Genomic DNA, 9,956 nt, shown 5'->3' with positions numbered 1-9,956 from the left:
GGCTCAGTCCCTCGACGCCATCACGATCATCCTATCGAGGCGTCGCTACGACCGTTTGACCCCGCCAGTCATGAGCATCCCCTTCCCCAACCTGCCCAGACGTCGCGAATCCTAGCACCGGCTTTACAATAAGCACAAACAAATACCGACGAAACGGACTTTACATATCTGCATGAGAGTCGGGGGCCGCGGGCGCGTAGTGGACTCCGTGGCTTCATCGCCACCACCCACCAGGTTCCGGCAACGTACCAAGAAAGTGTCAGGAATGTATCGGGGAGCGCACGGTGAGCAGGTCCGTTCGGGCCATGGCACGCAGCCGGGCTAACCCGGCGAGGAGCTGAAGTTCGGCGACCGAACGGGGAGAGCTGTCGAGCAGCGCCGGTGACATGACCAGCGCCGCCGCCACCTGTGCCCGGGAGATCGCGACGTTGAGCCGGTTGCGGGAGAGCAGGAAGTCCAGCCCCCGCGACGCCTGGGCCGAGCTGGACGTGGTGAGCGAGGTGATGACGACGGCTGCCTCCTGGCCCTGGAAACGGTCCACCGTCCCGACCCGCACCCCGGGCAGGCCCGCCTTGCCCAGCGCGTGCTCGACCGCCCGCACCTGCCGGTTGTAGGGGGCGACGACGAGCAGGTCACTGCCGAGGAGCGGGCGCAGGGGCCCGCCGTCGACGAGGGTACGACCGAGCAGGTGGCGAACGATGTCACGGATCACGGCCACCTCCTCGTCCGACCGGGTGCCGTTGTCGTGATGCTCGACGTCGTGCAGGTACAGCCCGGCCGGCACACCCGCCACGGCGCGCGTCCCGGCCACCGGATGCGCGTGCAGCAGCCCCCGGTACGCCAGCGCCGACACCGGCGCGCACACGGCCGGGTGCAGCCGGCGGGTCCGGTCGAGGAAGTAGCCGAACTCGGGCGGGATCACCTCGGCGTCGCCGAGCAGATGCGACAGCGCCGATGCGTCCGCGCCGTCCGGATGGATGCCGGCCGCTACCTGCGGCAGTTGCTGCGGATCGCCGAGGAGCACGAGGTTGCGGGCCGCGCCAGCCACCGCGAGGGTGTCCGCGAGCGCGAACTGCCCCGCCTCGTCGATGATCAGAACGTCGAAGGGGTCACCACGCAGCACCGGGTTCGCGAACGCCCAGGCGGTGTCCCCGACCAGGTGGCCCTCGGGGTGCTCCCGGCGCCACGCCGCGAGTGCCCGCAGATCCCGCGGACCATCCCAGGGCGGGAACATGCCCGAAGCCGCCGAAGCCGGCCTCGCCCCGGACCGCTGTTTCTTCGCGGCGGGCACCGCGGGGCGCCAGGCGGGCACGGCGTCCGCGGCCCGGATATCCGCGGCCCGGGTATCCGCGGGCTTCGGGTCCGCCGGCGGCTGGCCGGTCGCGGCGAGCATCGCGTTCTCGATCGCCTTGTGACTGGTCGAGCAGACCCCGACCGTGCGCCCCTGCTCGACGAGATGGCGGATGAGCCTGCCGGCGAGGTAGGTCTTGCCCGCCCCCGGCGGCCCCTGCACGGCCAGGTAGGAGCCGTCGAGCGTGCTCACCGCGGCGAGCACGGCGGCAATCTGGTCTCCGTCGTGCTCGCCGGGCGCCGGCAGGTCGTCCCGGCCGACCAACCGCGGGGGGCGACGCCGCAGCAGGTCCAACGCGGGGTCCGCGGGCAGATCCGGCAGGGCGTCGGCGGTCCGGCGGGCGAGGTCGCGGATCGCCGCCGGCTTGGGTTCCGGACGCACCGGCGATCCGGGCAGCACGGCGAGGGGCGGCCTGCGGGCCACGCCGTCGGGGGCGACGCTCTCCCGCAGCAGCAGCGTGTGCGGCTCGGCCCGCTCGACGACCGCGTCGGTGGTGGCGCCCTCGGCCCCGGGCGGTCCCGGGTAGAGCAGCCGCACCGCCTCGCCGCGGTCGAAGGGATGCGGACGGTCCGGATCGACGCGGGCCTGCAGCAGTCGACGACTCCGCCGCCGTCGCCCGGCCGGTTCGACCCAGTCCTCGACAACGGTCCAGCTCACCGGGACCGCGCAGTCGTCGGCCGATTCCAGCGTGGCGCGATCGGCGGTCAGCGCCGCGAAGTACGACCACCAGGCGGGCTTGTTCTCACGCCGGTGGTATCCGACGGCCGCGGCGAGCAGGGCGCGCGCCCGCTGGTCTCCCGTCCAGTCGGCCGGATCGTCGGGAAGGCCCGCGACGAGGGTGTCGACGAGCGCGTCGTCGTCGGCGGTGTCGGCTGCGGTGTCGGCTGCGGCAGCGGTTCCAACGGCGGCAGCGGTGTCGATCCGCGGCGTGCCGCCGTCGGCCCCCCGCAGGCCCAGGAGCCAGCGGTGCAGTCGGTGAGTCGACACGCAGTCGATCCGGTTGTAGTCGGCGATCTGAGCGAGGACGCGGTCGGCCGCGGCGAGCTCCCCGGCTGCGCGGTGTGCCAGGAAGCTCTCGTACGCCACGATGCTGTCGGTGGCGTTCTTCACCTCGGCCTGTCGGGCACCGGGCAGGAACAGCGGTTCGAGGTGTTTGATCGAGTAGGACGGCTGGGAGATCCGCAGACTGCGCCGGACCACGGCGTAGAGATCCACCAGCCGGTGCCCGGCGAGCAGATCGTCTACCTGCCGTTCCCGCGTGCCGTGTCGCGCGGCCAGCCGGCGCAACGCGTTCGACTCGTAGGGCGCGTAATGGTAGATGTGCGCGCCGGGGTACGCCCGCAACCGCTCCGTCGCCCAGTCGACGAAACGCTCGAACGCCTGCCGCTCCCCCGCCCGATCGTGTGCTCAGAACGCCCGGAAGAGCTCGCCGTCCGCGAGGGTGACCGCGCCGAACAGGTACTCCAGACCGGCGGCGTCCAGCGCGTACGGATCGCCCTCCATATCGAAGTAGATGTCACCGGGATCGGGCACCGGAAGGGCCGCGAGCCCCTCCGGGCCGGTCATCCGGACGGTCACCGTCCCGACCGGGTCGTCCGCGGTACGCGTCGCATCCTGCGCGGCCTGCAGTTCCGCCTGAAGACGCAGTCCCGCGAACGTCGCTGGGGACATCGTCGCGGGCCGCTGGTCGTCGCGGGCCGCGGCGAGCTCCTCCACCGCGGTGATGCCGGCCGCGCGCAGCACCCGTCGCTGGTCGCCGCGCAGCCCGGCGACCAGCGACAGGTCGCGGGCCTCCGCCCGGCCGCGCGCGCAGTGCGCGCTGAACGCGCAGGTGGCACAGGCTGACCGGGGCTCGGCCCAGGACGGTTCGGGAACCGCGGGGGCAGCCGCCAGCCGATCGGCGAGACGGCTGCGCGCGTGCCCGACCATCGGCACGACATCGTCGACCGGGAACGTGCGCACGACCCCGACCCCGACCCCGACCCCGAGCGCGGGCTCTGGCTCTGGCTCTGGCTCTGGCGCGGTGGCCCGCTGCGCGGGATGCAGCAGATGCATGAATCGCGGAACGGGTACGCCCACCGACGGTAAGGCCGCCGCGTAGGCGGCGAGCTGCAGCACGGCTCCCGGACTGGCGTGCCCGGCGAGCTTGGCGTCGTAGGGCTCGTAACGGCCCGCGACCGCGGGCCCGGTCGATGCGCCGGCGACCGGGTCGAGATGCGCCGCGATGAGGAAGTCGGGGCGCCCCTGGAACGCGCCGTCGAACAGCGCCCCCTGGTAGACGACGGGAACCCCGGCGGCCAACGCCTGGCGGGTCCGCTCGTGGGCCTGGGCCAGGGCGGCGAGCGTGGGGGCGGGCCGCTCGATCGCCACGACCCCGTCCGCGCCAAAACACCGGCGCAGATGCTCCAGCCAGCGTCGTTCGTGCGCCTCGCCGTGCCGCACGGCAGTGGTGTCCGCGGGGGTCAGGCGCACCCGGTCGATCCGGCGGGGCCCGTTCTCCGACGTCTCCCCGGTCACCAGCCCGGCGGCGAGCGCGTGCGCAAGCCCAACGCGATGCCCACACTCGACGACGTCGACAAGATCACTGGCGGAAACCACCCAGCGGTCCTCGAACCTGTGCACGACACCATCCCCATCTGGGCCATCCCGTTTCCATCCGGGCCATCCCGTTCGGTCCCGTGCCAATCCTCTCCCGATCCGGGTTCACGGTCCGGACCAACCCGGCCGGGCGTGCCCCGAAGGACTGAAGGTGGCCGGTGAGGGCTGCGGCACCGGCCGGGCGTGGGGTACGCGCCCTGTCCGTCTCGCGGGACACCGAGGTGACGACGGCCATCGGCTGGGGCGTGTGGTCGGCCGCCGGGCCCGTACCCGGCTCTACACGTGGACCCGTAACCACGAGCAGGCGAGAACTGCCCGACACACCGCACGATCGCGAGCGGTGAGCCACGCATGTACCAGCGTGGACGGAGCGGGACACAGTGCTCGTCTAGCGATAACACAATCTTCAACTGATCGATTGTTACGATCATAAGGATCGGGCGTCCTGGGAGTCCGTGCTCCTCACGGACCAGGGCCCATGCAACCTAACCAAGGATGACATCACGGTTTCGAACCGTACATGACGGCTACGCAAAAGCTTCAAATGCCCCAAAAGTCCCAGCAAGCTAGCTGAGATCATGATCGATAGGAGGGCCTGGCACCTCAGCTAGGGAGATTTACGTCACACGCCCCCAGGCGACGTGCGACGCGCATCGACACCAATCCAGGAGTAGCGTACGTAAACATGATAGTTGACGATATACCCCGAAGGCTCACTTCGGATCTTCATGACCTCAGCGACCGGAGAAAAAGGGTCAAGAAGATGACCGGAGCGCGGTCGGTGGTCGGTTCGTTGGGGCCGACGAATGAAAAGATCATCTTTGGCATCCCCGGGGGTCCGATCCCCTCCCCGCCCCGAACGCCGATCGACGGCGCCGTCCTCCGGTATGTCACCGTCGGTCACGAGCAGGGTGCCGGGCCCGTAGCTGCGGGCGCCGTGATGGTCACCGGGCAGCCGCTAGCTCCCAACGAAGATTTCATCTGTGCGGCTCGATGGAGCGCTATGCATACCACTCCAATGGTTAAAAATCAAACTCTTCGACATCACAAACCGGGAAGGCGATCACGTGACACCCAGCTGGTTCTCGACCGAGACTCCTGTACGTCTCGGAGTTGGCGTGTATGACGGCTCGTCCGCACGGCTGGCCGACAGGCACAACCCCGACTTCGTCTGGGTGAGCAGTTTCTGTGTGTCCGCCGCGCTGGGGAGCCTTCCCGATCTCGGGCTAATAGATTCCTCCGAGATGGCCAGTGTGGTGCGGACCGTGGCGAGGACGACGCGTCATCCGGTGGTTGTGGACATGGAATCCGGGTACGGAGGCCCGCGCAAGATAGACCTGGCGGCGCGGACAATCTCCCAGGCCGGCGCGAGCGCGGTGTGCATCGAGGACAACACGCTGGACAAGTGGTCAAGCCTGTACCCCGGTAAGCGGGACCTGGCCAGCGTGGAGGAACAGGAGAAGCGCCTCCGCGCCACGCGCCGCGGGCTGGAGCCCAGCTGTTTCTTGATCGCCCGAACCGAAGCGTTGGTGGCCGGGCACGGCGTGGCCGAGGCCTTGAACCGCGCGAACCGCTATGTGGATGCTGGCGCGGACGCGGTGTTTGTGCAAGCCACGCGACCCGACGGGGGCGAGGAACTTCTGGAATTCGGCCGGGGATGGGATCGGCGCACGCCGGTGTTCATCGCACCAATCTGCTGTCCAGTGCTCGGTGCCGAGGAGTACGCCAGGTCCGGTATCACGCACTGGATCTTCGCGAACCAGCCCCTCCGATCTGTCGGGCGATGGAAGACACCGCCCAACAGATCGGAGAAGCCAGGACCGGCCCCGCTCCACAACTGGACGATCAGATCGCATCGGTGTCAGAGATCGGAGACCTCGTGAATGCCAGCCGCGATTATTTTCGCCGTGCTCGCCGCCGTTTTGAGCCTGACCGGCGCGGTCCTGGTCCACAAGGGGTGATCGTGCCGGATGTGGCCAACTGGGTTTTCCTCGAAGTCCTCAGGGGGGCCGAGGCGGTGCTGCGGGGGGCCGGGCGGGACCTGTTGCTGTACAACCTCGGGGACGACTCGGGCCTCCTCGATGCGCTGTCACTGTGTGAGCGAGTCGATGCGGCGCCCGTCCTGTGTCCACCTCTCACTCCGGTCACTCAGACGGAGATCGAAATCCTGGGCTTCCTTCTTAAAGAACCAGTTGTTCTGGTCGGCGCGAGCGTGCCCGGTTTCCCCAGCGTGCGGGTCGATGACGTCGGCGGTGCCCGTACAGCGGTACAGCACCTGATCAATCTGGGCCATCGGCGGATCGGGCTGATCTCGGGTGAGGCGGCCGGGGACGGATCAGATGATCGCGAGACGGCGCTTTCCACCGCTTCCGCGGATCGGCGGCGCGGGTACCGCGAGGCTCTCGCGGCTGCCGGTATCGAATGTGACCCGGGGTTGGAGGCGGTCGGGGATTTTACCTGGCGGGGAGGTGAGCGGGCCATGGCTGAGCTGCTCGCGGTCGAGTCGCTGCCCACCGCGGTGTTCGCCGCGGACGACGAGATGGCGATGGGTGCGCTGCGGGCGTTGCGCCGTGCCAGGCTCCGCGTGCCGGAGGACATGTCTGTTATCGGCTTCGGCGGGCACGACAAGGCAGAGGTGTTCGAGCTGACGACGGTCGTCCAGCCGCTGGCCCGTCAGGGGAAGATCGCCGCCGAGTTGCTGCTCAGTCTCCTCGACGCTGTTCCGGATGCTCCCCAGAACCTGGACGCCTCGGAAGTGGTCGTGCTGCCCGTGAGCATCGAGATCCGTGACACGACGTGCCGCCCCGCGAGCGGAACAACATAACTCCGCCCGCTTATGCCGCCCGCGGTCCCATCGTCTAACCGACGATCTCAAACACCTTCTCAAACACCTTCCTTATGGCGCGCTCGTCGTCATGCGGTGCCGTCGCGGATGGCTCCCCTTGTCGATGGCTATGTAGGAGAGTGGGGCCCGTAGCAGCCCCAGCGCGGCGATCCGCAGCCCGCGCGAGACGATGGACTCGCGGAACGCCGCAAGCAGCAGTTCAAGATCTATCAGGGCCTCCTCGCCCGCGATGCCGGTCCGTCTCGAAGTCGTAGTGCCGCATGTCCGGGGCAGGGCCCTGGAGTGTCCAGCCCCCGTCGACGTGGAGGATCTCCCCGGTGACGAACGACGAGGCGTCCGACGCCAGGAACACCAGCGGGCCGATGTAGTCCTCGGGCGTCGCCATGCGGCCCAACGGAATGACGGCGCTCCAGCTACGATCGAAGTCGGGGTTGTCCTGCCAGTTGCGCTCCATACGCGTGGCCGTGGGCGCGATGGCGTTGACGCGCACACGCGGCGCGAGCCTCAGGGCGAGGTGGCGTGTCATCGCCTCCAGGCTGCCCTTTGATGCGGTGTAGACGGCGTGGTATCGGAGCATCAGGGTGTCGGCACAGGTTGAGATGTTGATGATCGATCCACCCCGCTCCCCCATTGCGGCCACCGCGGTTATGGTCGTCAGGAAGGCGCCCCGAAGGTTGGTGCTGATGGCGTCGCCCCAGTCCTCAAGAGTCGTCGCTTGTGCCGGGCCAAGACGGACATGCGCGACGTTGTTGACGAGCACATCGATGCTGCCAAACTCGCAATGGGCCGTGTCGATCAACCGCTGCGCGTCCTCGGGGACGCCTACGTCAGCGCCGACCGCCACGGCGATGCCGCCTGCCTCCTGTATACGCCGGCACGTCTGCTCGGCGCCCGCGCGGTCGTTCTTGTAGTTGACGACCACGTTTGCGCCGGCCTGACCGAGGCCGGTCGCCAACGCACGGCCAATCCCCTTGCTGGAACTGGTGACGACGGCCACCTTGCCGTCGAGCGCACCTGCGGAGGTCATGCGTCTCCTCGGGGAGCGGACTGAGGGCTTGGGGAGCGCTGGGGCGTGGCGGACAAAGAGGGACCTCCCGAGTCGAGCAGGTGTGGCGGTGGCCGCCGAGGGTTCCGTAAACGCCTACCGCCAGCTTGAGTGTAAGCCTTTGCAGAAGGCGGTGGAACTTGACGTAGGCTCCGGGCACGGTGATCCCGGTCGCCAGGCGGGCTGACCGGGTGGCGGGTCCCGGTGGCTACGCCGGGGACTGATGGCGAGTCAGGGATGGGCGGCCAGCGACCCCGCGCGATCGTGTTGTGGGTGTAGCCGGTCTGTCTGCCGCGCCCACGCGCTCGAACCGGGCCGCCTGAGGGTTGACAGAGGGTGTCTCACTCGGAGTCCTCCTCATGCCAGGTACGGTCGTCGCGTTCGATCAGCTCGGCCGCGCCGGCCGGTCCCCGGGTGCCGGCGGCATACGGCTGGGGTGGCTCGGCGAACAGCGCCAGCAGCGGCTCCACCCACCTCCAGGCGGCCTCCACCTCGTCCCGGCTCAGAAACAAGGTCGAGTCACCCCGGACGACATCCATGAGCAGCCGCTCATAGGCATCGACAAACCGAGACGTGAAGGTCTCAGCGAGACTGAGATTGAGGATCATCGGACGCAGACACAGGCCCCCCGGGCCCGGTTCCTTCACCATCAGATGCAGGAGTACGGCCGCGTCGGGCTGCAACCGCAGCACCAGGCGGTTGGGGGTGGGGCTATCGGCAACACCGGGAAAGATCGAATGCGGCACCGGCCGGAACCGCACCACGATCTCGGATGCATGCCGGTCCAGCCGCTTACCGGTTTTCAGATAGTAAGGGCACGCCGGACCAGCGCGAGTTCTCTACCTCGGCCTTCAGTGCCACGAACGTCTCCGTGGTGCTGACCATCCCACCCAACTCGTCCCGGTAGGACGGCACCGCAACCCCATCGACGACACCTGCCGTGTACTGTCCACGCACGATGCAGCGCCCTACATCGCCGCGCGGCGGGCGCAGCGCCCGGAACACCTTTAGCTTCTCGTCGCGGATGACCTCCCGATCCAGCGAGGCTGGAGGTTCCATGGCCACGAGGCACAGCAGCTGCAGCAGATGGCTCTGCACCATGTCCCGCAGAGCACCAGCGCTGTCGTAGTAGCTCCCGCGTCCGCCCGCCCCGATCGACTCCGCGACCGTGATCTGCACGTGGTCGATCGCACCGGAGTTCCGCAGCAGCTCGAGAAATGGGTTGGCGCACCGGAGCACGAGTTGGTTCTGCACGGCCTCCTTGCCAAGGTAGTGGTCGATCCGGAAGATCTGTTCCTCGTCGAAGACCGCCCCGACCTCGTCGTTGATCCGTTGCGCCGATGCAAGATCGTGACCTGTCGGTTTTTCCAGGACGACCCGGGACTACCCGCTCACCAGCCCCCTCTGGTGCAGGCCGGCGCAGATCGGCCCGAACAGCCGGGGGTCACAGGCCAGATAGAACACCCGCACCCGATCCTGCCCGTCGGCAAGCAGGCCCTGCAGGTCGCCACAGGTGCTGTGATCGGTGGCGTTGGCGGTCACGTGGTGCAGGCGGCGCAGGAAACGCGCCCAGGCCCCCGCTTCCTGCGCCGTCCGCGGAACGCGCAGGCGCAGCTCCGCCTCCACCCTGTCGCGGTATCCGACATCGTCGAGCCTGGCTCGGGACACGGCGATCACACGGAAGTCGAGGGCGAGCTGCCCATCCCGGTCGCAGTGGTACAGTGCTGCCAGTAGCTTGCGCATCACGAGGTCGCCGGTCCCGCCGAACACAGCGATGTCACAGCCCGCGGCTGGTGCAAGGTCCACAGCTTCTCCCCTTACTGTGATCTTGGACGGCGGTGGGAGACGCCTGAGAGCAGTGAGGGGCCGCCGGAACCCCGGCCAAGCCCTCAGGCAAACTAGATCCCAGTGGCCGAGCTCGCGTGGCAACTCTACTGCAAACGCTTACGGAAACCGGGCATGTGTCGCTGAACACACGCCCAATGCGGACCGCATGGCCGCCGACCAGAGCTTCCCGCCGCGGATCGGCCACGCTCGCGTCGCCCGAGGCGGCGGAGGCGGGTACGCGGCGGCGATCACAGGACGGTACCCACGCTCCGCGCCATGGCGGTGCGGCT

Annotated in this window: 7 protein-coding genes and 2 pseudogenes; 2 read left to right on the top strand and 7 right to left on the bottom strand. The window is 68.7% G+C overall.

What is annotated here, in order from left to right; translation table 11 throughout:
* Positions 1 to 259: 259 nt before the first annotated feature.
* The 3 genes and pseudogenes from AC08ON_RS11930 to AC08ON_RS11920 form a co-directional block, all read right to left on the bottom strand.
* On the bottom strand, positions 260 to 2,338 hold the full coding sequence (locus AC08ON_RS11930; RefSeq protein WP_476608608.1) for a DEAD/DEAH box helicase: 2,079 nt from the start codon (positions 2,336 to 2,338) through the stop codon (positions 260 to 262).
* Positions 2,321 to 2,746 (bottom strand): annotated as a pseudogene (locus AC08ON_RS11925) (TM0106 family RecB-like putative nuclease); the annotation flags it as partial. The gene AC08ON_RS11930 and the pseudogene AC08ON_RS11925, both read right to left, overlap by 18 nt.
* 12 nt (positions 2,747 to 2,758) lie before the next feature.
* Positions 2,759 to 3,973 (bottom strand): hypothetical protein, encoded by a 1,215-nt coding sequence (locus AC08ON_RS11920; protein WP_476616967.1) that lies wholly within the window; start codon positions 3,971 to 3,973, stop codon positions 2,759 to 2,761.
* Positions 3,974 to 5,067: 1,094 nt separating this feature from the next.
* Between AC08ON_RS11920 and AC08ON_RS11915 the strand changes: the two genes are divergently transcribed.
* Both AC08ON_RS11915 and AC08ON_RS11910 read left to right on the top strand, forming a co-directional pair.
* The gene (locus tag AC08ON_RS11915) at positions 5,068 to 5,832 is read left to right on the top strand and encodes an isocitrate lyase/PEP mutase family protein (RefSeq protein ID WP_476616966.1); all 765 of its coding nucleotides are present in this window, start codon (positions 5,068 to 5,070) and stop codon (positions 5,830 to 5,832) included.
* Between the two features lie 80 nt (positions 5,833 to 5,912).
* Positions 5,913 to 6,773 carry a LacI family DNA-binding transcriptional regulator gene (locus AC08ON_RS11910; protein ID WP_476616965.1) on the top strand — a complete coding sequence of 287 codons (861 nt, stop codon included), beginning with the start codon at positions 5,913 to 5,915 and terminating at the stop codon, positions 6,771 to 6,773.
* Between the two features lie 220 nt (positions 6,774 to 6,993).
* Here AC08ON_RS11910 and AC08ON_RS11905 read toward each other — a convergent pair whose 3' ends face one another.
* From AC08ON_RS11905 to AC08ON_RS11890, 4 genes and pseudogenes are all read right to left on the bottom strand, one after another.
* Positions 6,994 to 7,821, bottom strand: coding sequence for an SDR family NAD(P)-dependent oxidoreductase (locus tag AC08ON_RS11905; protein WP_476608332.1), 828 nt, complete (start codon positions 7,819 to 7,821; stop codon positions 6,994 to 6,996).
* A 359-nt stretch (positions 7,822 to 8,180) separates the two neighbouring features.
* Complete coding sequence (locus AC08ON_RS11900; RefSeq protein ID WP_476608331.1) at positions 8,181 to 8,600, bottom strand: hypothetical protein; 420 nt, start codon at positions 8,598 to 8,600, stop codon at positions 8,181 to 8,183.
* Between the two features lie 31 nt (positions 8,601 to 8,631).
* Complete coding sequence (locus AC08ON_RS11895) at positions 8,632 to 9,093, bottom strand: hypothetical protein (protein WP_476608335.1); 462 nt, start codon at positions 9,091 to 9,093, stop codon at positions 8,632 to 8,634.
* A 51-nt stretch (positions 9,094 to 9,144) separates the two neighbouring features.
* Positions 9,145 to 9,582, bottom strand: a pseudogene (locus tag AC08ON_RS11890) (glucose-6-phosphate dehydrogenase); the annotation flags it as partial.
* Positions 9,583 to 9,956: the final 374 nt, after the last annotated feature.

It is taken from the genome of Frankia sp. CoWAU3 (assembly GCF_977971855.1).
This window is presented reverse-complemented; position numbering and strand designations above follow the sequence as displayed.